Annotated in this window: 23 protein-coding genes and 1 pseudogene; 4 read left to right on the top strand and 20 right to left on the bottom strand. The window is 65.2% G+C overall.

Features of this window, described 5'->3' with window-relative positions:
- The 13 genes and pseudogenes from ASG84_RS24410 to ASG84_RS24360 form a co-directional block, all read right to left on the bottom strand.
- Positions 1–1,566, bottom strand: a 1,566-nt coding sequence (locus ASG84_RS24410) for an SCO6880 family protein (protein ID WP_057479527.1), incomplete at its 3' end; no start/stop codon positions are given.
- 1,996 nt (positions 1,567–3,562) lie between these two features.
- A pseudogene (locus tag ASG84_RS28450) lies at positions 3,563–3,898 on the bottom strand (hypothetical protein); the annotation flags it as partial.
- Positions 3,899–3,906: 8 nt separating this feature from the next.
- Entirely contained in the window at positions 3,907–4,641 is a 735-nt protein-coding gene (locus tag ASG84_RS24400; protein ID WP_057479526.1) for a hypothetical protein, read from the bottom strand.
- A 520-nt stretch (positions 4,642–5,161) separates the two neighbouring features.
- Positions 5,162–5,293, bottom strand: a complete 132-nt coding sequence (locus tag ASG84_RS28580; RefSeq protein ID WP_268793507.1) for a hypothetical protein — start codon at positions 5,291–5,293, stop codon at positions 5,162–5,164.
- Between the two features lie 823 nt (positions 5,294–6,116).
- A complete protein-coding gene (locus ASG84_RS28445) occupies positions 6,117–6,515 on the bottom strand; it encodes a C40 family peptidase (protein ID WP_235581833.1) in 399 nt (132 codons plus the stop codon).
- Positions 6,516–6,570: 55 nt separating this feature from the next.
- Positions 6,571–7,541: M23 family metallopeptidase (locus ASG84_RS28440; protein ID WP_235581832.1), on the bottom strand; the 971-nt coding region annotated here is incomplete at its 3' end.
- 37 nt (positions 7,542–7,578) lie between these two features.
- Positions 7,579–8,013 (bottom strand): M23 family metallopeptidase (locus tag ASG84_RS28435; protein ID WP_235581824.1); only part of this gene is annotated, 435 nt, incomplete at its 3' end.
- A 145-nt stretch (positions 8,014–8,158) separates the two neighbouring features.
- Complete coding sequence (locus ASG84_RS24380) at positions 8,159–10,132, bottom strand: cutinase family protein (RefSeq protein WP_235581823.1); 1,974 nt, start codon at positions 10,130–10,132, stop codon at positions 8,159–8,161.
- A gap of 181 nt (positions 10,133–10,313) precedes the next feature.
- Positions 10,314–10,940, bottom strand: coding sequence for a MinD/ParA family ATP-binding protein (locus tag ASG84_RS28430; protein ID WP_235581822.1), 627 nt, complete (start codon positions 10,938–10,940; stop codon positions 10,314–10,316).
- On the bottom strand, positions 10,865–11,566 hold the full coding sequence (locus tag ASG84_RS28425) for a hypothetical protein (RefSeq protein WP_235581821.1): 702 nt from the start codon (positions 11,564–11,566) through the stop codon (positions 10,865–10,867). The genes ASG84_RS28430 and ASG84_RS28425 overlap by 76 nt, the downstream gene beginning before the upstream one ends.
- A complete protein-coding gene (locus tag ASG84_RS24370; protein WP_057479524.1) occupies positions 11,566–12,222 on the bottom strand; it encodes a hypothetical protein in 657 nt (218 codons plus the stop codon). The genes ASG84_RS28425 and ASG84_RS24370 overlap by 1 nt, the downstream gene beginning before the upstream one ends.
- A 55-nt stretch (positions 12,223–12,277) precedes the next feature.
- Positions 12,278–12,868: a hypothetical protein gene (locus ASG84_RS24365; protein ID WP_235581820.1), complete on the bottom strand. Its 591-nt coding sequence runs from the start codon at positions 12,866–12,868 to the stop codon at positions 12,278–12,280.
- A 49-nt stretch (positions 12,869–12,917) separates the two neighbouring features.
- Entirely contained in the window at positions 12,918–14,162 is a 1,245-nt protein-coding gene (locus tag ASG84_RS24360; RefSeq protein WP_057479523.1) for a hypothetical protein, read from the bottom strand.
- 1,126 nt (positions 14,163–15,288) lie between these two features.
- On the opposite strand from ASG84_RS24360, the gene ASG84_RS24355 reads away from it, so the two are divergent.
- Positions 15,289–15,741, top strand: a complete 453-nt coding sequence (locus tag ASG84_RS24355; RefSeq protein ID WP_057479522.1) for a helix-turn-helix transcriptional regulator — start codon at positions 15,289–15,291, stop codon at positions 15,739–15,741.
- A 98-nt stretch (positions 15,742–15,839) separates the two neighbouring features.
- Here the strand turns inward: ASG84_RS24355 and ASG84_RS28655 are convergent, their stop codons facing one another.
- From ASG84_RS28655 to ASG84_RS28420, 4 genes are all read right to left on the bottom strand, one after another.
- Positions 15,840–16,283, bottom strand: a complete 444-nt coding sequence (locus ASG84_RS28655) for a hypothetical protein (protein WP_327213119.1) — start codon at positions 16,281–16,283, stop codon at positions 15,840–15,842.
- A gap of 129 nt (positions 16,284–16,412) precedes the next feature.
- A complete protein-coding gene (locus ASG84_RS27230) occupies positions 16,413–16,991 on the bottom strand; it encodes a GAF domain-containing protein (protein ID WP_235581819.1) in 579 nt (192 codons plus the stop codon).
- 50 nt (positions 16,992–17,041) lie between these two features.
- Positions 17,042–17,860 (bottom strand): SDR family NAD(P)-dependent oxidoreductase, encoded by an 819-nt coding sequence (locus ASG84_RS24345; RefSeq protein WP_057479521.1) that lies wholly within the window; start codon positions 17,858–17,860, stop codon positions 17,042–17,044.
- 622 nt (positions 17,861–18,482) lie between these two features.
- Complete coding sequence (locus tag ASG84_RS28420; RefSeq protein ID WP_235581831.1) at positions 18,483–18,860, bottom strand: FCD domain-containing protein; 378 nt, start codon at positions 18,858–18,860, stop codon at positions 18,483–18,485.
- On the opposite strand from ASG84_RS28420, the gene ppgK reads away from it, so the two are divergent.
- Positions 18,813–19,559 (top strand): polyphosphate--glucose phosphotransferase, encoded by a 747-nt coding sequence (ppgK, locus tag ASG84_RS24340; RefSeq protein ID WP_082521192.1) that lies wholly within the window; start codon positions 18,813–18,815, stop codon positions 19,557–19,559. The two genes, ASG84_RS28420 and ppgK, sit on opposite strands and share 48 nt — an antisense overlap.
- Positions 19,560–19,763: 204 nt before the next feature.
- Here ppgK and ASG84_RS24335 read toward each other — a convergent pair whose 3' ends face one another.
- From ASG84_RS24335 to ASG84_RS24325, 3 genes are all read right to left on the bottom strand, one after another.
- The gene (locus ASG84_RS24335; RefSeq protein ID WP_057479520.1) at positions 19,764–20,447 is read right to left on the bottom strand and encodes an SGNH/GDSL hydrolase family protein; all 684 of its coding nucleotides are present in this window, start codon (positions 20,445–20,447) and stop codon (positions 19,764–19,766) included.
- 63 nt (positions 20,448–20,510) lie between these two features.
- On the bottom strand, positions 20,511–22,217 hold the full coding sequence (locus ASG84_RS24330; protein ID WP_057479519.1) for a hypothetical protein: 1,707 nt from the start codon (positions 22,215–22,217) through the stop codon (positions 20,511–20,513).
- Between the two features lie 40 nt (positions 22,218–22,257).
- On the bottom strand, positions 22,258–23,169 hold the full coding sequence (locus ASG84_RS24325) for a hypothetical protein (RefSeq protein ID WP_156399692.1): 912 nt from the start codon (positions 23,167–23,169) through the stop codon (positions 22,258–22,260).
- 415 nt (positions 23,170–23,584) lie between these two features.
- On the opposite strand from ASG84_RS24325, the gene ASG84_RS27860 reads away from it, so the two are divergent.
- Together ASG84_RS27860 and ASG84_RS24315 are read left to right on the top strand one after the other, a co-directional pair.
- Positions 23,585–24,250, top strand: a complete 666-nt coding sequence (locus ASG84_RS27860) for a TetR/AcrR family transcriptional regulator (RefSeq protein WP_162248370.1) — start codon at positions 23,585–23,587, stop codon at positions 24,248–24,250.
- Between the two features lie 450 nt (positions 24,251–24,700).
- Positions 24,701–25,636, top strand: a complete 936-nt coding sequence (locus ASG84_RS24315; protein WP_057479516.1) for a LysR substrate-binding domain-containing protein — start codon at positions 24,701–24,703, stop codon at positions 25,634–25,636.
- Positions 25,637–25,643: the final 7 nt, after the last annotated feature.

Genomic DNA, 25,643 nt, shown 5'->3' with positions numbered 1-25,643 from the left:
GGCGAGACCGCGAGCGAAGGGAAGGGTGGTGAACAGGGCGACGTCGTGCGTGTCGTCCTGCCAGGTGATGGTTTTGATCGCTGATTCGTCGGCGGCTTCTTCCACGCGCATGCAGGCCCGCTCGAGGTCGTCTTCGTCGCGGCCGGTGACTGCCACGGCGAGGGAGTAGATGGTGCCGTGATGGCCCGAGCCGGGCATCAGATCGGCGCGTCGACGCCCGGACGCGGTGGCCATCACTTCGGCCGAGCCGTCGCCGGTGATGCCTTTGCGTGCGGCGCTTTCCTGCGCCGCCTTGTCCTGGGTGAAGTCCTGGCTCGCCGCTTCCCGGGCGACGGCGTCGGGCACGAAATCGACTCGGACACTGACGGTTCGGATCGTCGGTGAGGGCGGGTTCTCGTCGTCGCCGATGTCGGGGGCGACCCCGGTCAGCAGCGGCGCGAGCCACAACGGGCCCAACGGAATGGGTTCGATGCTCGCAGGCGGGAGGAACCCGACGCGGGTGTGCCAGCGGCCGGAGACCACCACCGAGTCGTGGCCACCGACGTAGGAGGGCCAGCAGTTCGACCACCGCGCCCCTTGGTGACGATCGAGTGGGTTCGACGGGTCGATGAACGCGCGGATCAACGCGCAGGTGCGCTGCTCACCGAGGACTTGGACGCGGCCCATGCCGGCGGCGACGAGTTTGCTCACCGCGCGCATCGTCTCGTCGCGGATCACTTGGGCGACACCGCCTTCGAATCGTGCACCTTTCCCGCCTGCCGCCCGCGCGGCTTCGGCCTCGAAGCGGTCGGTCTGGGGGAACTTGAGCACCACGTACGCCCGGTGCTCTTCCGAGTGCGGCCGAATGGTGTCGATGAGGTCGCCGTAGGACTCCACCGGTGCCCGCAGACGCATGTCGCCGAGCTTTTCGACCTCCCGCTCCACCCAGTCCTCGTGCATGGTCAGATCCGCCGGAATGGAGCGGTGGATCAGCTGCACTCCGCGGATGAGCGAGGTCTTGCGGGCCATCGAGGCGCTGAACAGACCGAACTTCTCCGATGTCGTTGCCCAGGCCGCATCGGTGCGCAGCCCGCCGGCCAGGCCCTGCACGGACAGTACGACCGTGTAGTAGGCCCGCTCACCGGGGTTGGCGGTGCGGACGATGAACATCTCGTCCAGGCCGGTGCCGGCGACGTCGAGCGGGGCGGTCCGCCCGAGCGGCACCGGGTACTCCCAACCGGGGTCGAGATCGGCGATCCCGTAGGCGGGGTCGCCGGCGTTGCGGTAGACGTGCTCCCCGCGCCGCATCCGCGCCCAGTTCCGCAACCGGTGCAGCCGCCGCGCCGCCAGGGAGGTGTCGCCGAATTCGTACGTCGAGGCGAACACCCCGACGTAGAACACGGCCACGAGCCCGACGGTCATCGCGCCACCGCCCGCGGCGAAGTAGTACACGACGCCGATAACCAGCGCCGCGGTCCAGGTGATGAGCACCGGTGCCGAGATCCCGGTCATACCCCGGCGCGCGATCTCACCGCCCAGGATCGAGGTTCTCTGCTCGCTGTCGTGCTCGACGATCTCGGTCGACATCGCTTACCTGCCTTCGGCTTCGGACGGTGCGGACTCGGCACTGGACTTGGCTTTGTTCATCGCCGCCGCTGCGGACTGCGCGGCGATCGGGACCGCCGCTGCCCCGGCCGAGGCGACCGTCGCGGCCGAGCCCATCGCGAGCTTTCCGCCGAGTCGCCCGGCCATGCCCACCGCGCCGCGGGTCGAGGTGCCGCTCTTGTTTCCGGCGCCGCCGCTGTGGGCGGCCCCGGTGGTGTGGCCGGGGGTGGAATTGCTCGACGGCGTCGAATGCCCGGATCGGGTGGCCTTGTCGACGCCGTCGCCGGAGCGGGTCGAGCGCGGCGTGACGGTCGACCCGCCGCCGCCACCTCCGCCACCTCCGCTGCGGCTGCGGAACAGCGCCGAGCTGCCCACGCCTCCGATGACACCACCGGCGACGGAGCCACCACCGCCGCCGAATCCTTCGGAGTCGGCCTTGGTCGGCAGGGTCGGTGCCCACTTGAGCATCGCCCACGGTGCCAGACCGACCACGACCATCGAGGCACCGACGAGTACGAGAGCGCCGAGCGAGGTCAGATCTCCCGAGCCGCCGCCGCCCGAGAGCAGAGCGTTGTTGGCCCCGGCAAGCACGATCGCGATGAGCAGGAACAGCATCGGCTTGCTGAGCACGATGCCGACGAACGTGAACAGTGGCCGCAGAGCTTTGGTCCGCCACGTCGGGTGCACCCACATGCCGTAGCCGATTCCTGCGACGCACGCGGTCAGCGGCAGCCCGATCTGGTGCATGAGCAGACCCAGGTAGACCGACATCGCGCCGAGTAGCAGGATGCCGAAGAAGACCAGGCCGACGATCGAGCCGCCGACGACGGTGTCCTTGTTCAGCGTGCCCATCGTGGCGTAGATGTTCTCCACCATCTCGGTGATCGTGGATCCGCTGAAACTGGCGATGCCCTCGTTGAGCACCGTCGCGAACTCGATCACCAGTTGAGCCAGGGCGAGGGAGAACAGCATCATCACCACCCCGGCGGGCATGTAGCCGAAGACGTTGGCCACCAGCTCCGACGGTGAGCCCTTGTGCCGTGATCGCATGATCGCCAGCAGGACTGCCAGCGACATGACCATGATTCCCAGACCCGTCGACCCGGCGTAATAGGTCACGAACCATTGCTGGGTGGGATCGAAGTCGCCGGTCGAGGTCAACCCACGCAGCACGGCGTCGGTGAGCGAGAGTGCCCCGCTCTTGGTGGCGTTGACCCAGTCGTCGATGACGGTGGTCGGATCGGTGACGAAATCGACGACGTCGTTCGCAGCCCCCGAGATCCACGAGAACGCCTGCAGGTAGGCCTTGCCGAGCTTGTACTGCGGGGTGGCCGCGATGACCTTGCCGAGGGTGTCAACGAGGCGCTCGGTGAACGAGGTGTTCTTGTCGATCCAGTTCGCGGTGCCGGCGAACAATCGCCCGATCGACAGATTCCAGTCCTGGCAGCGGCTCGCGTCTGCCCGTTCGGCTTTCGAGCAATCGACGAAGAACGCATGCATGCAGTACTGGTCGCCCGAACCCTGCGAGCAGGGGTCCGACCAGGCGGCACCCGGCACCTCGTCTGCACCGGGCAGCGCTTTGATCGCGGTCAGCGAGTCCGCGTCCGGGCTCTGCACCCAGGCGAAGCCCCACGTTCCCCATTCCTTGGTGCCCCACCGGGCGAGGTCGGCGGCGCAGGTTCCCGTCGGTGGGTGAAAGCTGGTGTCCCCGGCCGGAAACACCGTCGGCAGAGCGTCGGCCGGTGGTTCGGTCCCGTCGGCGACGGCCTGACGGGTGATCTCGGCCGTGGCCTGGGCCTGCGGGTCGGAGCCGACAGCGCCCGCACCGCCGAGCATGACTGCTTTGTTCTCGTCCGATGCCGTCCAGTACAGGAGCCGGTTTTCGTTCGTGAGTGCTTGGGAGATATAGGTTCCCAGGTCGCCGCCGTGGTCTGCGCAGTTCCCCGTGAACCAGGGCCCGCTCCGAAATTCCTCGGTNGAAATCGTCTGCACTGGAGGCAGTTCTAGATGCCGTCCAGTACAGGAGCCGGTTTTCGTTCGTGAGTGCTTGGGAGATATAGGTTCCCAGGTCGCCGCCGTGGTCTGCGCAGTTCCCCGTGAACCAGGGCCCGCTCCGAAATTCCTCGGTACCGCCGATGAATTTCTTGAGATCGTCCGGGAAGTGCGCGGGCAGCCTCGATGCCGGTTGTTGGGCGGTGACCGCCCCCGGTGCAGGGGCGGGAACGGCGGAAGGCTGGGCGAGCGCAACAGCGGATGATCCGAACAGAGCCACCAGTGCGGCGGTGACCGCGATGAGAACGAGACGGCGAATCATGTTCGCTCCTAGTCGATGTAGAAGGTGTAGTACCCGGCGKTCAGTTGACCGCCGAGCGCGGAATCAGCGGCCGGGTAGGACGCGTCCTCCGGTCGCGGGCCCTGGCGGTAGGACCAGTCCTTGGCCTTCCAGTCCCCGTCCTGCCAGACCAACGAGATGTCGGTGGTTGCCCACAGCGTGCTCACAGCGACGGTGCCGGTGTTGTTGATGTCGGACTGGGTGGTGGTCATCGACCACACCGAGATCTGCGCGGCGTCGGYGCTGAACGAGGACACGTGCACCGCGGCCGGCAGAGTGTTCATCACGTCGCTGCTCTCGTCGCGGTYGCTGCCGAGTTCGATCTCGCGGGCCAGTTCGGCRCCGGGGTCGGCGGCGATCATCGTCGAGCGGACATCGTTCATGTCGATGCGGCCCTGGCTGGCCTGATCGAASGCCTGGAGCACGTTCACCGCGGCCGTCGATGCGCCYTGGGTGTCGCGGGTRTAGCCGCTGGGGACACCGTTGTTCACCGTCGTSGGYCCGTGTACTGCGCGGATGGCATCGCTGCCACCGGTCTCGTCGGAGCCGCCCGACAGACCGACCACGATYACCGAGACGACGGCGAGGATCGCCAGGGCGACGGCCCCGAGGACGATCCAGCGTTTGGACCCGGACGTGCTGTCGGTGCGGCGGTCACCGGCGTCGCTGCCGGTGTTGGGGGAGCTGGGGGGTTCGGAACCGACATTGCGGTAGTCGATGGCCATGATGGGTAACTCGTTTCTGCGGACGGTGCCCGCGTCAGGGAGGGGTAAGAGTGGTGGTCAGAGCCGGGTCGGCTATGCGCCGGGCTGGACGAGCAGCAGGACTGCGCCGACGATCGGCGAGACAGCGGCCACTCCGCCCAAGATGATGAGSGAGAGCTTGAGATCCTCGCCCGCTTCACTCAGATCGCTGGACATGCCGCGCTTGCGGGCCTTCCTGGAGCTGAGGAACGAGGTCAGTACCCACAGGCCCGCGAGGGCGATGCTGGCGCCCCAGATCGCCGCGAGCAGGCGCTTCCACGTCTGGTTCAGGGCAGGGCCGAACAGGCCGATGTCCGGGTTGACCCCGTCGTACGGGTTGACCGCTTGTGCGGCAGCGACTCCGCCGGCCAGGACGGTCAGCGCTGCGGTGAGGGCGAGGACGCCGAGGATGCGGCGTGCTCGGTGCGGTGTGCGGGTGGTGGGGGTGGTGACGGATTCTGTGTCCATCGGGGGTTCCTTTCCGAAACCNTTGGAATACGGCTCATCGCAGGGTGATTCGCCGCGTGTGCGGGTGGTCGACCATCAGCGCTGCGGTGAGGGCGAGGACGCCGAGGATGCGGCGTGCTCGGTGCGGTGTGCGGGTGGTGGGGGTGGTGACGGATTCTGTGTCCATCGGGGGTTCCTTTCCGAAACCTGGTGTTCTGCAGTGAAAGCACGTGAACGAGGTAATAGCTATTTGTCTTGAATGCGGCTCACCTCCCAGCCGTCGGGGCCGCGCCGCAGGATCATCGCGACGACCCTCTCGCTCACCGGTGCACCGGTGATGCGTTGGGTGAGGTGATACGACCGGTAGGCCGTCGCATCGGTCTGCGGGGGGACGGGTTCGTCGTCGGCGACGAGGTCGGGGGTCAGGACCGCGCCGCGCGCGGCCCAGTCCAGCCACTGCGCGCCGGGGCTCGATTGCGCTGTGGTGGAGGTGATCTCGCGCGCGTAGTCGGAGGTGAGCAGCGGCGCGGTGCGGGCGGCGGCATCGTTGGGTCCGGCGTCGACGGCGGTGTTCCAGGTGAACCAGACCGTCAACGCCGCGGTGGCCACCGAGTCCGGGTCCTGCCGGTCCACCCCGGCCGCGATGTCGGGCAGCGCGGTCGCGGCCGGCGGCGGGGTACGGGTGGGATCGCTGCCGCTCGGCGGGGGCGTACCCGGTGTCCACTGCTGCGCCGGGATCGACGGGGCATCGCTACGGGCGCTGCCGGTGTCCTGGCCACCGCACGCGGTGAGAACCGCTGCAGCGATGAGCAATCCGGTCAGGGCTGTGCGGGTGGTTCTCATCCGAATCTCCGTGCTGTCAGGCCGCTCGCGGGCGGGGTCCAGTCCGATACCTTCACGACGTCGCCGGACTGCGGTGCCTCGACNGAGCACATCGCCGGGCTCGAGGACGATGTCCAGTTCGGGAGTATTCGATGCGTGCAATCCGGTCAGGGCGGTGCGGGTGGTTCTCATCCGAATCTCCGTGCTGTCAGGCCGCTCGCGGGCGGGGTCCAGTCCGATACCTTCACGACGTCGCCGGACTGCGGTGCCTCGACGACCTTGTTTCCGCCGAGCCAGATGAAGATGTGGCCCGAGTGGGGTTGGACGATGTCGCCTGGAGCGAGCTCGCCGGGGGTGGCGATGACGCGGCCGCGGCTGTCGGCGATCTGCGCCGAGTCCTGGTGGGGGAGCACGATCGCACCGCCCGAGGCTTGTGCGACGGCGTAGAGGACCAGTCCTGAGCAGTCGAAGCCGACCTTGTCGAAGTCGCCGATCATGTCCGCGCGGCCGCCGCCGTCGCTGACACCGCGGGTGGGTCCGTTCCGGTCGCCTCCGCCCCAGGCGTAGGTGGTGCCGAGCCAGCGCATCGCGGCCGCGACGACGTTCTGACCGAACGGGCCACCGGGGACGATGCCCGGTGTNCGGTCGCCTCCGCCCCAGGCGTAGGTGGTGCCGAGCCAGCGCATCGCGGCCGCGACGACGTTCTGACCGAACGGGCCACCGGGGACGATGCCCGGTGTGGCCTGGGGGACGGCGACGGAGAACGCTTCTGCGGCGCGGCGGGGAATCTTCGCGACGTAGTCGAAGGTTTCGGCGTTCTGGCACACCCGGCCCTGCGAGAGGGTCGCACCGGGCCCGCAGTTGTACATCGACAGGTACAGCTCGGTCAGGTCGCCACTGAGCTTGCCGGCGGCGAGCGAGTCCTTGGCGATGCCCGCCAGCTCGCAGTCGTAGGCGGCTTGGCTCATCACCGCGTCGGCGATGCTGCGGGTGTCCTTGCGGCCATCTCCGTCACCGTCGACGCCTTTCGCGGCCCACGTGGCGGGCATGAATTGCGCCGGTCCGTCCGCGCCGGAACCTGCGTTGTGGGCGTCGACGTTGAACCCGCCCTCTTGTTCGAGCTGCGCGGCGACGACCGGGGCAGTGACCTCGGGGCACACGGTGCCGGCCTTGACGATCCACGGCTCGAAATCGGCGGGCACCGAGCCCGGGCGCAGTCCGGTCGATCCGGCCGGGACACCGCAGCCGGGTTTGATCGCGGCGGCGAGTTTGACCGATCGACTCGATACGCCCTGCGCCGCGGCACCGGTGGTCGGGGTCGCGGCGAAGGTGCCGGCCGGTCCTGCGGCGAGGACGTCCGCGGTGGCGGTCGGTGCGGTGGCACCGGCGGCGGCGAGCCAGGCCACGGGATCGACCGGGCTCGATCCGGATGCGAGGCGGGTGCCGGGCCAGACCTCGAAGTGCAGGTGCGGGCCGGTGGACTGTCCGGCGTTGCCGACGGCGCCGATCGGGTCACCGGCTTTGACGGTCTGGCCCGCGGTGCCCCCGACTCCGTCGTCGTTCATGTGGCCGTAGACCGTCGAGAGCGACTGTCCGTCGACGGTGGTGTCGATGATGATCCAGTTGCCGAACCCGCTGGCGTGTTCGGCNGCCGTCGTCGTTCATGTGGCCGTAGACCGTCGAGAGCGACTGTCCGTCGACGGTGGTGTCGATGATGATCCAGTTGCCGAACCCGCTGGCGTGTTCGGCCTTGACGACCGTGCCGTCGGTGGCCGCGTAGATCGGGGTCCCGATCGGGGCGGAGTAGTCCTGGCCCTGGTGCCCTTCGGCCTCGCCGGTGACAGGGTTCGTGCGGGCACCGAAACCGATCGTGGCCTGATAGGTGCCTTCACGCAGCGGCATCACCACTGTTCCCGAGTGTGGGGCCACCACGGCCGCGCCGGCTGGCAGGCACGTGCCTTCGTCGACCGGCGGTGTGCGATCGCCCGAGAGGACACCGAACATGCCGATCGCGGCAGTGGCAGCGATCAGCAGCAGGCTCAGTGCGCCGGCACTGCCCTTGCTGCCCTGCTGTGATGCTGCCATCGGTGCATGTCCTCACGAATCGAAAAGATGATCAGTGCCCGCCCGGACACCTGTGGTGGTACGTGTAGTTCGGTTGTGGTGCTGTATGTTTCGGCTGCTCTGCGTCATGCCCGCCCGGCTGCAGAGCCTGCTCGGTGGCCGCCGGTCAGCCCCCGATCTTCTGGGTGAAGAAGTCGATGAGCCATTGCAGGGCGCTGCGGCCGGTGGAGTCGACCGTGAAGTCGCCGTAGGACTGGTGCGCACCGGAGGCGAAGAACGTCGCGGCGTCGATACCGGCACCGACCAGCTCGGCGGCATCGCCGGCACTCGGTGAGGAGGCCAGTGAGACGAGACTGCCTGCCAGACCGGCGAAATCGCCGGTGGAGGCTTGCTGACCGATCGCTGCGGACTGTCCGGTGACCTGGGTCTGTGTGCCGAGTTGGTCGGGGCTCGTCTTGGCGGCCGAGCCGGTGAGGACTCCGACGGCGACCGAGGCGAGGTCGAGCCCGATGGGCAGCAGCTCGGCGGTGGCCGCGAGGTTCCCGGTGTCGAGGATCTTCCACGCGACTTCCTGAATCGCGCCGACATCGTTGGCCAGGCGGATCACGTCGACGTTGCCGAGCAAGCTCAGCACCAGGGAGGCGATCTGCCCCGAGCCGCTGGGGTCGGGGATAATCGCCACCAATGCCGCCAGGGTGTGCAGATCCACTCCCGCCGCCATCTTCACGATCGGCGCGAACTGGTTGTTCAGGTCCCCGGCGATCTTGTGCGATCCCGCGACGTCGAGAGCAGCGACCTTCTGTGGCAAGGCGATCAGGTTGTCGACGATGCCTTGGTAGTCCAGGCTCGTGAATCCGGTCGCGACGTTGACGACTTGGTTGACCACGGTCTTCGGCTTGAGCAGCGAGAGCACTTGCGTTGCCGAGGTCAGCGCGTCCGTGGACACGGATTGCAACGGCGCGACCTGCCCGCTCAGGGTCGACGCGGTGCCGGCGAGGCCGGCGGTGGTGCCGGTGCCGCCCAGTACCGACGAGGCGGTGTCGGCGATCGAGGTCGCGGTGCTCAGGACTGCGGGAATGTCGATCTGGTCCAGCGCGTCGAGCACCGTAGAGGTTTTCGCCTCCGGGGATCCTTCGGGTGCGGTGTCGAGAGTCGAGCGAATGCTGGGGTTCGCGGCGATCACCGACTGCACGTCGGCGACCGGTTCGAGGGTGTTGAGAAGCGATGTCGCGGAGGCCCCGACGCTGGCGACCTGCGACTGAGTGCGGTTGGTTCCCACCGAGTCGGGCAGGGTGGCCACTCGCTCCCCGAGGGTCGATGCGGTGTTCGCGGCACCGGCCAGATCGACGCGGGAGAAGTCCGAGACCAGCGACGACGAGAAATCGCGCACCCCTGCGGCCTGTGTGGGCATCGCGCCGGGCTGTGTCCCGGCACCGGTGACACCGCCCTGCGCGGTCGTCGACGGCACTGCGGTACTCGACGGCACTGCGGTACTCGACGGCACTGCGGTACTCGACGATGCTGTGGACGTCGATGCTGCTGGGGTCGATCCGGTTCCGGTCTGTCCGCCGGTGGTGGCCGGGTCGACGGGCTTGTTCGCCAGGACCTTGCCCAGGCCGGCGAGCAGACCGTCCTTGCCGGCGTTCGTCGAGCAGTACAGGTCTGTGGGATTGCAGAGCTGTTTGACCAATGGGGCCAGAGAGCCGAAGCCTTCGGGCCGGACCCCGCCGATGCCTTGGCCGTCGACCTTCGGTCCGACGAGGGTGCCGCCGGCGGTGCCCTGGTGCGGATCGGCGACCAGACCGACGCCGAGAATCCTGGCCGCGGGAACGACGCCGCGGCCGTTGCCGATCTCGGCGGCGATGTCGCCGGCGGCGTCCGCGCCTTGGGAGTAGCCCGAGAGCAGGAACTTCGACGTGGCGCACGCCGAGGTGAGGATGTTGTTGATGGCGCTCTTCCCGGTTTCCTTGCTGTCGGCGTAGGTGCGTCCTTTGTCGAACGCCGAGGCCGCGTACGCGGGGTAGTAGACCTCGATGTCGTTGCCGTACTTCTGTTTCAGTGCGTTGCCGACGGTGGCGAGCATTCCGACCGGGGTGGTGGGATTCGCGGCGGCGTCGGTCTCCCACGTTCCGGGGGTCATGATCGCGACGTACTTTGCGCACGAGGTCGCCGCCGTCGCTGCTGCCCGCGGCCAGGACCACCGCGGAGACGACGACGGTCAGCGCCGACAGTGTCCGGCGTTGTCGTCGCCGCGGGGTGGTGTGCGTTCTCTGGCCGGTCATAGTGTTTCTCCTCGTGTGCTCGAGCGGGGTGGGGACGGGTCAGGCTCCGCGACGGTCGCGGCTGCGCCGCTCCCACTGCGAGAGCTGTGGGGGTGGTGCGCTGTCGGGCTGGCGGTTCACCGGCTGCGGGGAGTACGGATCGGTGAATTGGTAGGCGACGCCGGCTCGTGCCGCCGCGATGTTGTCGGCGACCAGGGCGGTGACGTTGGTGTAGGCCTCGATCGTGTCCGGGGGGAGGTCCTTGTAGACGATCCGATCGCCGCGGGCGAGCGCTGATTCGTACGGGGCCTGAATGAAATTGCTTTCCTGGACACCGAGATTGCGCAAGTCCTCGAAGACCGCCGACGCCAACTGCGGGTTGGAGTCCGGTGTTGCACAGGTCACGACGATCGTCGACGCCAACAGGTGTCCGTAGCCGCGGGCGATGATGCCCTCGAGCATTTGATAGACCTGTCGGGCGATGTCGAGGCGTAGCGGGAGCGGAACGACCAGGGCATCGGAATGCTGCACGGCCCACTGCCAGCTCTCGGCCAAGGGGTTGGCGGCGGTGTCGATGACGATCAGGTCCCGGTGTCGGCGCAGCACTGCCATCACCGCAGCGCATTCGTCCCACCCCAGGTTGCGCTCACGGTCGGCCGAATTGTCCGCCGCGAGAATGTCTTCCATCGTCGGTTGACGCCGCAGGAACGCATTGAGCGAYCCCGACACCGCCGACGAGGACGCCAGCTCGTGTGCATGGTCGAGCAGATCCCATACCGTSAGCTCCGGATCGGTGGTGCGGGCGGCGCCACCCCGTGGCCACGGTGCTTGCCGAACGTCGAACCGAGCATCACCGATGTCGGAGTTTTGCCCGCTCCGCCCTTGGGATTGATGACCGAGACCACCGAGCATCCGGGAAGTGGCTGCTGCACAACGCGAATCGACTGACGCAGTCTGACTTCGGCCGATGTGGGCTTGGGCTTGAGACGAGTTCCCAGGGCGGCGTTGATCCGGCCCCTCAGCCCTGCTTCGGCGGGCTCGGCGGTTGGGTCTTCTTCCTGGTGGTCGAACAGTCGCGCGCGGTAGAACGCTGCGGGGTCGACATCAGGTGTCTCGACCGCGGCCAGTGCGTCTTGCCCGACTCCGTACGGATCCGGTGCCGTGTCGTCGGCCGACTCTTCTGCAGGCTGTTCGTCGGGTTCGGCTTCGGGTCGTCGCAGGCGCTGAGCGCGGAGGTTGACGGTGTCCTCGGCTTCGTACCCGGCGACGGGGTTGTCGTCGTCGAGGTCGGGGCGCGGTTGCTGTTCGGCCATCAGCCGACCTCCGCTTGATCGTCGACGAGCAGATCGGAGAGCCGGATGGCCTGCCACGGACGGTGTCCGGGAACCTCGCACCACACGGTGGCCGGGTTCTCGTCGTCGATCTCGAGGCGTTCGAGGTGCACTCCGTATCGCGCAGCGAGAGCTGCGAGCCGCGTGTCGTTGAGGTGCGGGTTGGAAATGTGCAGAATCAGCCGGATCGCGGGAGCGTCGAGCTCTTCGCGTAGCTTGCCGGCGAGAAAGGCTGCCTTGCCGGCCGCCGAGTCGTCGGCCGATGTCTGATCGCCCTGACGGAACACCGCGTCCTTGCTGTGAAATGTTCCGTACCAGGCTGTTTCGTCGCCGTCGCCGACCACTGCGAAGCTGCCACGCTCGTCGCCTGCAGCGTAGAGCTCGACCACCGGTGCTGCTGCCGCCGCGGAGGCGACCGCGTCGGTGACCTGCTCGGCTTCGTCGGCGCGCATTCCGTCGTAGTCGAGGTCGAGCTGCTTGTAGAGCTCTCGTTTGATCTTCTGCCACATCGACCAGCCGGACAGGCCCGCCTGCTCTGCCCAGGCGCGGATCTCGCTCGCGGTCGACGCCTCGAGGGTCTCGTGTGCCTGGCGTACTGCGGTGGCGGCCTCGGCCCATTCGCTCGCTGCATCGCTCATGTCCTGGCGTTCCTTTCGTGGTGGCTGTTCGCCGCGGTGCTGCGGCGGCGGGTGTTCATGCCTGCTCGATGGCGGCGATGACGTAGCGACCGTCGACCTGGTCGGTGGTGATCCGTTGGCGGTACTGCGTGCCGGGCCCGTTCGGGCCGCTCTCGGTGAGAATGAGGGTGTAGGAGCCGGTGCGCAGTGGGTCGATGTCGAGGCAGTAGGTGGTGCCGGCCGGGACGGTGGCGATACCTGCGTCGAGGTTGGCTTCGACGGTGAACGGGGCACTTGCCGGGGCGTTCGGTGAGACCAGAGCGTGCGCGACCGCGCCCGATCGCTGGACGTAGTAGGCGTGCTCGAACGCGGCGATGACCCCGGGGCCGCTGTTCTGATCACCGGTCGGCATCGAGCAATCCGGCCCGGCGGCAACAGTTGTCGGCGCGACTGAGGAAGCGACGATTGTGTCGGAGGCTGTCGTGTCCGGCTCGGAGTCGCCACCGCTGAGCAACACAGCGGCGGCGACGGCCGCGCACACGACAGCCCCGAGTGCCGCGAAGGCGCGTCGGCGCGATCGCGGCAGACGGGGTGAGCTCGACGGCACCCCTGATCGGGCTGGGCCGGTGGCACTGGCAATCGGAGATGTCGTCGAACGGCGGATCATCTGGAATTTGTCCTTCCTGGCTGGTCCAACTAGCTGGCTGTAGGGCGAATCAGGCGGGTGCGAACGCCGCCTGCAGGCCGCCGAAAGCGGCAGTGGCCTGTTCGACCAGAGGAGCTGCAGCGGACTGGACGGCCGCGACGGTCTGTGCCACCTCCGGCTGTGCGAGCGCGGTGGAGGTGAATCCCTGTACGGCGTCGTACGCGGGTTCGGTCCACACCTGGGCGGCGGTAGTTGCTTGCTCGACGGTGGTGTCGATGGCGTTCTGGACACTGGGGGCATCGACGGTGAGCGGCGCGGCTGGAGGTGCCGGGACGCTGTCCGATGCCGGAAGTGGTGCAGGCTCTTCGATAATCTGCTGTTCGCCGCCGAGAACGGTGGCACCGAGGACGCCGCCGATGACAGCGCCTGCGCCGGTCAGACCCAGCACGATTGGTGCGGAGAGGGCAGCGCCGACGCCGGCTCCTACGAGCGCGGCTGCGCCCGGGATGAACACCCAGCCCAGCGGCCCGCCCCAGATGACCGCGGGTGCGGCTGCGGTAGTGGCGGCGACGCCGAGTCCACCGCCGATGGCGGCGGCGGTGCCGGTGATGACTGCAGCCGGGGCAACGGACGCGGCAAGGCCGACAGCGCCGCCGGTGATGACACCAGTGGCGGTACCTGCCGCGATGCGGTCGGCGCGTGGAGCATCGGCGAACCCGTTGTCCACGAGCCAGTTTCCGCCATCGGCTTGTATTGCCTGGGTGGTGTTATTGAACTGCTCGACGAAGTTGCGGTCCACGATGTTCGGGTCGTACGGCACGAGTTCACCGCCGACGAGGAAGTAGCCGTCGGGTGCGTCGATTGGAGCAATGACTGTGCGCTGCACCGTCGGAACCGGCGGCGGCGGAGTCGCCTGCACGGCCGGGGGCGCTTCGCTCGGAGCGGCCTGCGGAGCAGGGGCTTCGTAGTAGGTGTTCTGGTAGTACGAGGACTGCTGGTTGCCGGCCAGGTAGTCGTCGTAGCTACGTGACGGGGTTTGCTGGACCTGTGGTGACGGCTGGTAACCGGGCAGGTACTGACGCTGCTCCGGTGCGGCCGGCGGCGGAGTGGCCGGTGCCGTTTGCGGTGTGCTCGTGACCCCCGGCTGTGATCCTCGAGGACTAGTCACTCCCGGCTGAGATGGTGCAGCCTGCGCGGGAGCGGCCTGCATGGTCAGGCCGGCGATCGTCACCGCGGCCACGGCGGGCAGCGATTTGATCACCCGCCCTCGCTTCTTGGATGAGCGGTGGTGTCCGGTGCCCTGTGATGCTGGCATTGGTGTCGATCCCTTCCTGGTGCGACCCGGCGATCGGGTCGTGCTGGTGAATGCGATTGCGGAGCAAGCGTTCTGGCGACAATTCATTTCAGGGGTGGGGGGAGTTGAGAAGTGGATGGGTGCATGCGATCCATAGGTTGTGGGCCAGTCGCACGCACCCATCACGTGCTAGAGGCTCAGAGCCAGCCGAAGACCGCCGACCAGAACCACGGCTGCTGAAAAATCCACATCGGGTATCGGAATCCCTTTCTGTGCGTACGGGTGTGAGTCCGAGGGGTGATGTCCCGGCGGGGCCGCGCAGCGCTGAACATGATGAAATGCGCTCACTGCGCGACCCTCTCGCCGGTCCACCGGTCGAGCTACAGGGCGCGGGGGAGCTCCTGTAGCTCACGAGTGGGACTATCAGCGGAAGCCCACCCGAGTCGGGTTGCAGTCCGGACTGTCAGGTCTAGGGCTTACGGGCAGGAATGGACCGCTCACTGCACGATGTGGATGGACCCCACTCGGCTAGCAGGGCTCCGTCGTCACCGATGTATTGATGGCGACCGGAATGCCCGTGGTCGAGCGAGCAGGCAACCAAGTCGCCATGTGTCCGATTTACGACGATTGACGCGCAGAACTGCTTCTTTGCGAGGAGATTTGGCACCGTCGCATCCCGTGCGGCATTCACTTTGATTCGCCCTCGTTACCTCGGCGAGAGCGGCGATGTCGGGTGAATGCACCTGCCGTCGCACCTCGTCCGTGATGGCCCAACGCTGAATTTCGACGATGGAAATTGCTGGTCTCAGTCGTCGACGGCAACTGCGATGCGGCAAGGGCGAGCGACGCGAACATGTAGAACTCCCGACAGGAATGATCGGACGGATTCTGTGAACAGACCGACCTAATGTCCCGCGCTACAAGCAGTGCCGAGATAGACAAGCACCGAGGATTCCCTTTTGGGCGCGCATCAGGACTGTAGAACAGGTTCGGCGCACCGCGCAATCGGTTCAGCGTCGTGGAACTCGAATCGGATGGTTGCATAGATGCAACGGTAACGCGCAACTATAAAACTTACAAGGGCTCAAGGTCGTGGTCGATCGAGGAGGATGGGACTGTCTTGCAAGGTCGACAGAGAGTTGGGACAGTGCCGCGAAGCGGAGTTCGTGGGTTTCGCGCCGACCGGCTGCGTGAGCTGCGGGTACGTGCGGGGTTCAGTGCTGACGACCTGGCGGCGAAGGTGGGCGCGACCAGGCAAGCGGTATCGACCTGGGAAACGGGGCGCTCGACGCCACCGCCTGCGGCGCTCGGCCGAATCGCGAACGCCCTGCACACGTCCGTCGCGGCGCTGGTTCCGATCCCGGAGTCTCAGCTCAAATTGTCCGACCTGAGGGTGCATGCGGCGCTGTCCCAAGGCGACGCTGCGCAGCTGCTCGGGATGTCGACTACCGTTCTCGCCGACATCGAGCGTGGGCGAAAGTCCGAGACCGAGGAGCGCATCGAGTCGTTTGCCGAAACGTATGGGGTGTCGACTCGAACAGTGGCAGCTGCGTGGAGTCGAACTCGCGATGCCCGCACGACACGCGCACAGTCCTTATAAAGGACGCAACTAAAAAACGCACTCTTTGCGTAAGCGCTTCGGTCGCTTGAAGTCCGCAGCAGTCTCTGTGAATCCGTGGGGATCCGCGAGAATATTTACTACTCGCACAATTCGGTCAGGGTGACGAGTGCGGCAGTGGTGTGCTGATCGAGTGAGACCAAAACCGCGTCGATTGTCATCGGCTTCCATTTTTCGTCAAGAGTTCTGAAGCGAAGCACGCCGTTGGCGCGTTCGCGTGCGAGTGCGTTCGACATTTGCTTCGCAATTGGTACGTCGTCCGGGTGAATTGCAGGTACCGGTTCGCCAGGAAGGTTTTCCCAGCAGATATCCGGTGCGGGGTCAGAGTTGTACCAGCGCAACAAGTTAAGTGTTCTTAGGTTCACCAGCGCGCGGTACTCGCCCTCCTTGGTGGAAGCCTCCAGAACGCGATGCTCGAGAATCGTAGGTGGGGGAGCGATATTGATTTCACCTGCGGGGCCGATGTCGTGGGTGATACCCCTCAGGATGACTTCGGTGCCCGAAACCCCGTCTTCGGCAATCATCCGGCACGAGAAGTGCGCGGCCCGAAGTTCACCGTCGTCCCGCCTCACTGTCCAGACTGCTTGGTGAGTGGTGCCCGGCGCTGATTGCACGATCTTGGCCATTGCTTCGCTCTCNGGCTGCGGAACTCATCAGCCGTCTTCGGCAATCATCCGGCACGAGAAGTGCGCGGCCCGAAGTTCACCGTCGTCCCGCCTCACTGTCCAGACTGCTTGGTGAGTGGTGCCCGGCGCTGATTGCACGATCTTGGCCATTGCTTCGCTCTCGTCACGGTTGGTGACAAGTCGCGTGAACGCGCCCGCGAGTGCACGCTGGGTCTCGCGCTCGTCTTGTGGAACGCGGTAAAGGTCGAGTAGATCGTTACTACCGCTTGCTGTGCTCTTCGTAAGGTTGAACTGCCATGCTCCCGCGGCATCCCGTGGAGGCGGAGACTCGTCGCGCTGGCCGAGCCACACCCATGCGCCATGTGTTCGGCCCGCAAACGTTCGCAGTGGTTCGGCCAGTACTCGCCTGAATCGGTCTTTGGATAGGCGATCCACTACGGCGCCGGTGGAAAGCGCTTCCGCTACCGCGGCAACTGCCTCGTTTCGGCTGGCGGAGCTGCGGAGAACATTACGAGGTGAGACAAAGGACTTGGGCGAAGACCCAACTCCGATGACCGACGGCTCTTCGTCTCCGAACGTCTCTATCAGGATCCAACTATTCGACATGATTGACCGACCCCCGCAGGTCTGGTGAGTTGACTGTTGCAAATGACGTGTTAAAGGCGTCTTCGCACTGCGTGAATCGCAGGCAGAATCTGTTGGTACCGAGAACCGACTACTCGTGTTGTGAGATCGACGATCCTGGCATCTTTGCCGACCGTCACTGTGGACTTGCCTTTCAAACCTCCCGCGATGATCTTCCGAGCAGCATCAGCAGGATCAGTTCTAGCGATGTGACGATCGAAGAGGTCGGCAGTTCGTGTCGAATCCACTCCCGGTGCAGCGCGCGCTGTCCGTGCGATGGGCGTCTTCAGTCCACCCGGGATCACGCACGTCGCTCGGGCAGTCCGGGATGTGAGCCTCAATTCCTGATTGAGCGCTTCAGTGAAACCGCGGACTGCGAATTTGGAAGAGTTGTACGCGGAGTAGCCTGGTGCCGACATGACTCCAAATGCGGACGACACGTTAACAATTCGACCTCGACGCGACCCCAAAATGTCTGGTAAATATGCGCGAGAGCTGTTCACGACACTCTCGAAGTTGGTTGCCATCACGAGATCGAAGTCAGCGGGTGGAGTGTCGAATACATCACCGCTGTAGAGGATACCTGCGACGTTGAAGACCGCATCGATACCGCCAATTACGGAGCGTGAAGTCGCTGCCCACGAGTCGATTTCGGTCCGGTCGGCGACGTCTAGACGAGTCGCGTGTACAAGGTTTCCGGTAGCCGCACACTGTGACTGTACGTCGAGCAGGGCATCAATATTCTTGTCTGCGAGTGAAAGGGACCAGTTCAGATGCGCGAGCTGTAAGGCTACCTCTCGGCCCACCCCTGAACCCGCCCCGGTGACCGCTGCTCTCCATTCCCCTGGCATCTGCCTAGCGCCTCCACGTCTTGGTACCATCGGTAACTAGGCACCGTAACGACTTCGTGCTTGTTGCGCTAGCAACCAGCTGGTTCGTTTTGTGGTCTGTGCTGAAGCGAACGGTGCATTTTCCGCACCGTCAATGCGAGATTCCCAGCTCAGCAAAGCTTCGCTCAGGAGACATGTCGCTGACCTGCGCTACGCGGTCGGCATCGCCCGGCGGGTTAGAGGTGGGCTCCCGTCTCGGCAGCGGCTTGGTTGCCGACTAATATCACCGCGAGCGAGAACACAGCCGACTGATCATGCCTCGCAAGAATGAGTTCAGTCGTTGCACTCATGTGGTCCCCGACTGGAATGGATAGCGGGCTCACCGGCGGGCGGAAGCCCCGCGGACCGCCAATTACCGCGAGCAAACACAGCGAATTTCAGCTGACCCTCCGTCGCCGAACATCGCACCGAGAGCGCGAGGAAGGGCTCTGCGTCATCCGGCCCCGTTCCCCGCGAGAGCCATAGACAGAAGTAAGACATGGCCTGCAATATTTCACCAACTCGCGTCGGTTGCTGCCATGGGGACCGAATCCACCGACGTTCACGGAGTGCCGCTTATTGCATGAGCGATGGGTGACGGTGGCTAGGTTTTTGCGGAGACTTCTGCGAGATGTTCGACGAGTCGAATTTCAGCGTTGACAAGGTGATCAGTGCCGTATTGCCTTGCCTGGGCAGGATTTCCGGTTTGGATGGCATGGAGGATGCGTGAATGCTCTTCGTTGATGATGGTGGGATCGAGAAGGTGTCTGTGCTGTATTTGCGCTAGGCACAGACGTGTTTCGTTGATGAGAAGACTGTGGGCGCTGCCGATGTAGGGGTTGGCTAGGGCACCGATTAGTTCTCGGTGTAGGCGTACGTCGGCTTCGATGAGGCTGACGAGGTCGGCTCGGGCAGTTGATCGGGTGAAGTCCTCGTGAGCGGCGATAGCGGTGGCGGGAAGATTGCGTTCTTCGGCGAGCAGCCCGTAGCAGTGGCCTTCGTAGAATCGGCGCGCGGCGTAGAGGTGGCGCGCGTCGTTGCACAGATCGTGGCGCATTTCGAGTGGACCGGACCTGTCGGCGTGACCCTTCCCGCTGTCGTCACCGCTGGTGTCGCTCGCTCGGCGGCCAACATCGACCGAGCGTGGATCGGAGCCGATGCGAACGCGCTGTTCGCAGATGCGCTGGGCCGCGAGAGGGTCACTGTGTTGAACGACGCCGACGCGGCCGGCGTCGCCGAGGGCCAGTACGGGGCCGGGGACGGCAAAGCCGGGGTGGTCGTACTACTCACTCTCGGGACTGGAATTGGATCCGCAGTTCTCGTCGATGGCGTTTTACTTCCAAACACGGAGCTCGGTCATCTCGAGGTGGGAGGCAAGGAGGCCGAACACCGCGCGGCTTCCTCGGTGAAGGACGCAAGGAACCTTTCGCTCAGGGAGTGGGCCGACGAGGTCTCGAAGGTCTTCGAGGCAATCGAAGCGCTACTTTCTCCTGATCTTTTCATTGTAGGCGGCGGAATCAGCCGCGATGGTGAGAAGTGGATTCCGCTGCTGGTAAACAGAACTCCGGTAGTGGCAGCCAAGCTGCTGAATACCGCGGGCATCGTGGGGGCAGCCCTGGCATCCTCGGCCTACGAAGACCACGACCCCGAGCTTCGCGAGTTGGCCGGCGTGGCCACCTGACGGATTGCTCAGGCGCATTCTCCGTCCGTAGTACCGTTTCTGAGTCTGATGGAGCCCAGGGTGCCCCCGAGTTGTGCGGTGCGGAGGGGTCTCGGCGCACAACTCGGGAGTCACTCTGCGGCCCGGCGGGTCGGTTCCCAGATCTACCTTCGGCGTTGGCAACGCCCGCGCACAGCTGCATGTTCTCTGCACGGAGCTGTGAGATCAGTCAGCAAGAATGTGTTGGACGCGCTGTGCAAGGGCGGCACCGAGATCGGCGTTGTTGGCTTCTGTGAGATGAACACCGTCGACACCGTCGGTTGTGATGACTGAGCCTGCGTCGAAGAATTCGACGCCCAGGAAGGATGCCAACGACTGATAAATGGCTGCGAGTTCTTCCGACTTTTCGTGACCGCCCGCGAAGGTCATCTCGAACCATGGGTCATCGATGGGTGCTAGAGGTGGCGGTGAGACGATCAAGAGCTTGGGTGCTGGGTAGAGCGTCCCGACACCTCCTGCCGAGGTCAAAACCTGCCCGGCCAGTGTGGACATGCCCAGTCCGATATCGAACGGCGAGCGCCCGAGATAGCTCTTGGTGTCGTTTGTCCCGAGCATGATGACGGCGAGGTCGAGCGGTAGATGAGTCGCCAACGCGGCGGGCAGGTAGGCCGACCCGTTGAGCCTTGCATCTGTCGGGTCGTCTGCGGTGGTGGTTCTGGCGCTCAGCCCCTCCTCTATGACGGTGTAATCGGGGCCGAGTTGCGCAGCCATGACGCCGGTCCACCGCACCGTGGACGGGTATCCCTCGCTCGGAAACGGCGGCGATTTCGGTACCCAACCCCACGTAAGGGAGTCGCCGAAGCACAGAACTCTCTTTTCGGACTCTGCTACCGGTTCTCTTTCAGTCATTGAAATCCGATGTCGAAACGGCTTCCAGGATGTCGGTGTCTGTTCTGTAGGCAACGGTATACATCACGCGACCGGTTTCGGGGCCTGTGCGGGGATCGTCTCGTCGGTACAGGTGGGGGTTCCGGCTGCACGGGCGGTGCGTTCAGCGGGGTACGCACCGGCGATGTCGGAGGTGGACACGTCATCGAGCGCGAGCAGCGTGTCTCCGATGATCAACGCTTGCTGCTGCATTCGGCCGAAGTCGAGGGCGTCGCGTCCGAACGTTGGGGCCCACAGTGACCACGGGCCCGAGATTCCTGCCATTGCGGGCACGAGATTGCTCTGCAGTATTGTTCCGAGGCCACCGAAGCTGCACTGCGAGGGTACGCGCCCGGGTTGGGGAACGTCGAACCCGCGCAGGACTCCGGTGCGGTCCAGCGGGTGGGCTTGCACGGCGGAGACCAACGCGGTGCTCAAGGCAGGGCTCTCCGAGCCGGCAAACCAGGAGTACGGCTCACCGTTACCGGTGAACTGCAGCGTCCGACCGGGCCCGTCGGTACGGGGAACCGGGGCGATCTCGCGAGTCCCCATGTGCTCGAAAGCGAATGCGAATGCAACCGACCCCGCGGCGTACTCGTCGTCGAGCACGTCGGTATAGCGCTCGGTGCCTTCGGCGTACATGCTCAGGTGTGCGGTGTTGAACGCGAATTCGTAGGTGCGGGGACGGCATTCGAGCGGGAGTGCCGCCAAATACTTGGCCAGCTTCAGCATGACGACTGAGCTGTTCTCCTGCACCCAGGTGTTGCCGTCGGTATGGGTGATGAGGCTGACCTTCTCGGTGCTCTGTCCGGGAAGGGTGGCGATGAGGTTGCGCGTCGGCGCGACATCGGTGTCGACCAGGGTGGTGATGGTGGCGTCCTCGTTCCGAGAAGCTTTGTCCTTGAGGGCGTTTGCCTCGTCGATGCCGGCAAAGACGGCGGGGACGGTGAACTGGGTGCCCTCGTGGGGGTCGAAGTACCCGGCGACCTGCGATGAGGGAACGTCCCAGGCGAGGACGACTCCCGCGGCCCCGGCGAGGCCGGCGGCGATGGGGTCGTCATAGAGGTTCGAGGTGAGGAAGGGGCGGTCGTAGGTGCCGGTGAGGGGGTAGTCGGGGCTGGTGTAGTAGGACAGTGCTTTGACCAGGGGGTTGGGGATGGAGGGGTAGGTGACGTCTCGAACGACGATGCGTCCGCGGGAGTTTTCAGGGGTGATTGCGGTACCGGCGGGAAGGTACACCAGCGGGGCGGTGGTTCCGGCGTCGGAGGTGCCCGCCGAGTAGGGAACCACGCCGGCGATCGGCAGTGTGGCGGACGTGCCATCCGGTCCTGGAACGGAGATCTTGCCTGCGGACGTCATGTCGCGACCGGCGCCGGTCGTCGAGGCGGGTCGGGGTTGCCAGCGCTGGATGTCGTAGGAGTCCGATCGGGTGGTGATGCCGGGGATGGCGTCGAGATTGCGTTCGAAGTAGTCGATGGCGTTGTTGTGCGCGTCGCTGCCGGTGGTGCGTACGCCGAAACCGGCCAAGTTGCTGGTCATCTCTTCGAGGTCGGCAGGGTCGAAGTTCGCCGGGTCGATGGCTTTCGGACATGTGGAGGGGAGCTCGGGTGACGTCGGTTCGGACGATCCGGAGTCCAGGCCGGACGATCCGAAGATCGGTGGAAGTGGGTTCGGTTGGGCGGCGGCGCTGGCGGTGCCGCTCACGAGGAGTGCAGCCACCGCGACGGCGGTCGCAGTACGTCGGAGGATCATCGCAGTTCTTTCTCGAGGGACGGTATGGAAGGCGGACCGGTCAGGGTGCGATCGGCGCAGTTTTCTGAATCTTCAACTCGCGCACGGGTACACCGTCGCTCCAGACTCCGTTGTTGCGTCGTTGTGGGGTATTCCCGATGGCGTATTCGGCGTCGGTTCCGGTGTAGGCGTAATTGCGCGCGGCGTCCCAGAGTTGCCACATCTTGTAGTCGTAGGCGTCGATCGGGTTCGACACCGGGATCATGCCGCCGTCACCGGTACCTCCACCTGTGGATACTCCGTGTTTCGACGACAGTGCGGGGGAGCCGTGGTCGTCGTCGTAGGACAGGATCAGGTCCTTCTGCGCGTCAGGGATATGCCCGAGCCTGGGGAAGACGGCGTTGCAGCTCGAGTTTTCCTTCCCGGATTCGCCGATGACGCCGGATTCGCCGACGTAACACTGAACGACGGTGTCGGCCGGAATGCCAGATAGGACGTCGTCGAGCGCGGGTTCACCGGGTCCGGCGTACCCGCCGTCGTGGGGGTCGTCGAGAAAAAGTGCGCGTGGGCGAGGCAGACCGAGTTGGAGGTAGCGATTGGCGATGTTGGTGGTGATGATGCCGCCGAACGAGTGACCGAAGTAGCTGGTGCGGTCGATGTCGGGTTGGACGTGGTCGGGGTTGTCGGCGAGATACGTTAGTGCGCCGGTAATGCCGGCGGCTGCGGAGGCAACACACGGTTCGATGTAGAACGGTCCGGGGCACGCAGTCACAGCGGAGGTCTGATAGCGGGGGTAGATGACAATGTTCCCCTGAGCGACGGTGTGTTCGATGAGTGCCCGGTTCACCTCGTATCCGGAGAACTCGAAGTAGCCGTGGGTGACGATTGCCAAGGGCGCAGGAGCAACTGTGGGCGCGGCGGGCTCGAACAGGAACCATCCGGCGTCGCCGACGCCACCGCTGGTGACGGTCATGGCGGAAGGGTCGGGCGGCTGGACGCCGAATTCGGACGCGCTCGGCTGTGCGGGAGGTGGTATCGCTTCAGGAGTGTGTGCGGTGGCGGGCGTCGCTACGAGGAGAGCAGCCGCCGCCGTCAACCCCGTGAACGTCGCGAGGCGAAACAGACCGGCGGCGCGCGGCGGTCGAAGGATGTCGTTCAAGGAAAGCCTGTTCGATCTGAGTACCAAGCGGTTCTTGGATAGAATGGACGCTACTTCGGTCGACGGCGAACGACAAGCACTTCTGCCCATTTTTTTGCGCGTTGTCCGTCGCATCGACCACGCTGCCGAAAAGCGAATTTCGCGGAGCACCCGAGTTACACGAGAATCAAACACGGTAGCGGGGTGCTACTACCCCGCTGTCCAGATCGATGTTGTACCGGAGGTGATCGTGGCTGTTCCAACCGTCCGCGAGGGCGTGTTCTTCACGACCCCGGCGGAGTTACCGCGCGGGCGTCATTATCTCGAGCGCGCCGACATCGTGACCGCGCAGCGGGAGAGGTTGATGATTGCTGTAACGGAGTTGATGGCCGAGTCGGGATACCGGGGTGTCAGCGTCCAGGATGCGTCGATGCGAGCCAAGGTGTCCAAGGCCGCGTTCTACGAATGCTTCGATGACAAGGATGCGTGCGTGTATGCAGCGTACGACCGCTTCATTGCTGTCCTGCTGACCCGCGTTCGGGGCGCGTTACCCGACGAGATTCACGAGTGGACATCGACCGACACCGCCGCGGTCATCAAGGAATACCTCGCTACTCTCGACGCTGACCCGGTGACAGCCCGAGCGTTCCAGGTGGAGATGGACGCGCTGGGTCGACCGGCCCGAAAACGACGCCGCGACGCTCTCGTCGGCATGGCTCAGGTACTCAAGACCGAACGAGATCGGCTATCCGACCGTGATCACGAGGTACCTGTCAGCGCGTACGTCGGTGCGGTATATGCAATGCGTCAATTGGCATCGGATGTTTTGGACGAACGCGGCGGCGCGCAAGTATCGGAGCTCGCAGCCGAATGCGCAGAATGGATCGAATCCATGCTGACCGCACATCTCGGCTGACCTTTTCGACAGTGCACCTGCCGTCTGGACGTTTCGTGCAGCTCAGTCCCATGCCGAGGATCCAACGGATGTATACGGTTGTGTCCCAACGTCTTTGCTCGATAGCGGTTGACGGTTCAATCCCTTGGGGGTGCTCCTTCGGAAGGCACTGGCCTGTTTGCTGGGGTTGCGATCAACGCAGTGGCGAGCGCGATCGCCGCCGAAATGGCAGTTCGTACGGCACGGCGCAACCGCTATCGGCACTGCCGGCGGAATTCTCGAGAAGCGGCATCCTCCCTGGTCGCCCGTGACCGGAAATATGCGATCCGGTCGGTCGGGGCGCGGCATGCGCAGGAAGTGCAGTTGAACTGGCGTGGTTCATGCGTTCGCTCTGCTGAGCCTGGATTGGTACACTCGACGTCTCAATGAAGGTTTTTTAAAGACATCAATCGAATAAGTTCGGTGGCCACCATGGACCTCAGACATTTCCAAGCGTTCATCGCCGTTGCGGAGGAACTTCACTTCAGCCGGGCCGCCGAACGATTGCGCATAGCGCAGCCTCCTCTCAGTCAGCGGATCCGACAGATGGAGCGAGAGCTCGGTGTCGAGTTGTTCGTGCGCAGCACGAGGTCGGTGTCTTTGACGCCTGCGGGCGAATCACTGCTGGGGCCCGCGCGTAAGGTCGTGTCGGGTGCCGACGAGGCACGTGAGGCCGCCCTTGCCGGGGCCCTCGGCGAATCCGGCCGAGTGACAATCGGATTCGCGGGCGCGTCGAGCCGAATCGCGCTACCCCAGTTGGCCGGTGCGGTCCGCGAACGGTACCCGAACCTCGATCTACAACTGCGAGGCCAAACCTACGCCAATGCAGCCCTCGAGCAGGTCCGAGAGGGCTCGCTCGACCTCGGCTTCGTCCGACTGCCCTTCCTTACCCGGGGCGTCGACTACGTCGTGATCGAGCGGGAGGAGCTGATCTGTGCACTCCCGGCCGCGCATCCACTCGCCGAGCGACCAGCGGTATCGCTGATGGATCTGGTCGACGAACCGTTCGTGACGTTCCCCGCGAACTCCGGCTCCAGCCTTCATGCGATCGGGGTGCAGGCGTGCATGCAGGCAGGCTTTCAGCCTCGCGTGGCGCAAGCGGCGCCGGACTCGTACACCATCCTGGCGTTGGTCGCTGCCGGGGTGGGAGTCACGTTGACGCTGACGTCGTGCAAGGACATTCAGCCATACGGCCTGGTGTACAAGGCGATTTCCGATTTTACGCCCGCCTTGTACGCGGCTCTGGCATGGAACACCGAAACGGCCAGCCCGGCGACTCACTCGGTGGTGTCGGTTGCCAAGTCACTGTTCTCGAACCACGATTGGCACGTCGACGCTGCAGCCAGCCTTCCGGCCGCGAACATTTGAATGCCCG

Origin of the sequence: Rhodococcus sp. Leaf278 (genome assembly GCF_001426085.1) — a bacterium.
In the GTDB taxonomy this organism is placed as follows: domain Bacteria; phylum Actinomycetota; class Actinomycetes; order Mycobacteriales; family Mycobacteriaceae; genus Rhodococcoides.
This window is presented reverse-complemented; position numbering and strand designations above follow the sequence as displayed.

Excerpts from the sequence above, each read along its gene's own strand:
- ASG84_RS28580 (WP_268793507.1), bottom strand. The coding sequence starts at position 5,293 with ATGGACACAGAATCCGTCACCACCCCCACCACCCGCACACCGCACCGA.
- ASG84_RS28445 (WP_235581833.1), bottom strand. The coding sequence starts at position 6,515 with ATGCGCTGGCTCGGCACCACCTACGCCTGGGGCGGAGGCGACCGGAAC.
- ASG84_RS24380 (WP_235581823.1), bottom strand. The coding sequence starts at position 10,132 with ATGACCCCCGGAACGTGGGAGACCGACGCCGCCGCGAATCCCACCACC.
- ASG84_RS28430 (WP_235581822.1), bottom strand. The coding sequence starts at position 10,940 with ATGGAAGACATTCTCGCGGCGGACAATTCGGCCGACCGTGAGCGCAAC.
- ASG84_RS24370 (WP_057479524.1), bottom strand. The coding sequence starts at position 12,222 with ATGAGCGATGCAGCGAGCGAATGGGCCGAGGCCGCCACCGCAGTACGC.
- ASG84_RS24365 (WP_235581820.1), bottom strand. The coding sequence starts at position 12,868 with ATGATCCGCCGTTCGACGACATCTCCGATTGCCAGTGCCACCGGCCCA.
- ASG84_RS24360 (WP_057479523.1), bottom strand. The coding sequence starts at position 14,162 with ATGCCAGCATCACAGGGCACCGGACACCACCGCTCATCCAAGAAGCGA.
- ASG84_RS28655 (WP_327213119.1), bottom strand. The coding sequence starts at position 16,283 with ATGATTGCCGAAGACGGGGTTTCGGGCACCGAAGTCATCCTGAGGGGT.
- ASG84_RS27230 (WP_235581819.1), bottom strand. The coding sequence starts at position 16,991 with ATGTCGAATAGTTGGATCCTGATAGAGACGTTCGGAGACGAAGAGCCG.
- ASG84_RS24345 (WP_057479521.1), bottom strand. The coding sequence starts at position 17,860 with ATGCCAGGGGAATGGAGAGCAGCGGTCACCGGGGCGGGTTCAGGGGTG.
- ASG84_RS24335 (WP_057479520.1), bottom strand. The coding sequence starts at position 20,447 with ATGACTGAAAGAGAACCGGTAGCAGAGTCCGAAAAGAGAGTTCTGTGC.
- ASG84_RS24330 (WP_057479519.1), bottom strand. The coding sequence starts at position 22,217 with ATGATCCTCCGACGTACTGCGACCGCCGTCGCGGTGGCTGCACTCCTC.
- ASG84_RS24325 (WP_156399692.1), bottom strand. The coding sequence starts at position 23,169 with ATGACCGTCACCAGCGGTGGCGTCGGCGACGCCGGATGGTTCCTGTTC.
- ASG84_RS24315 (WP_057479516.1), top strand. The coding sequence starts at position 24,701 with ATGGACCTCAGACATTTCCAAGCGTTCATCGCCGTTGCGGAGGAACTT.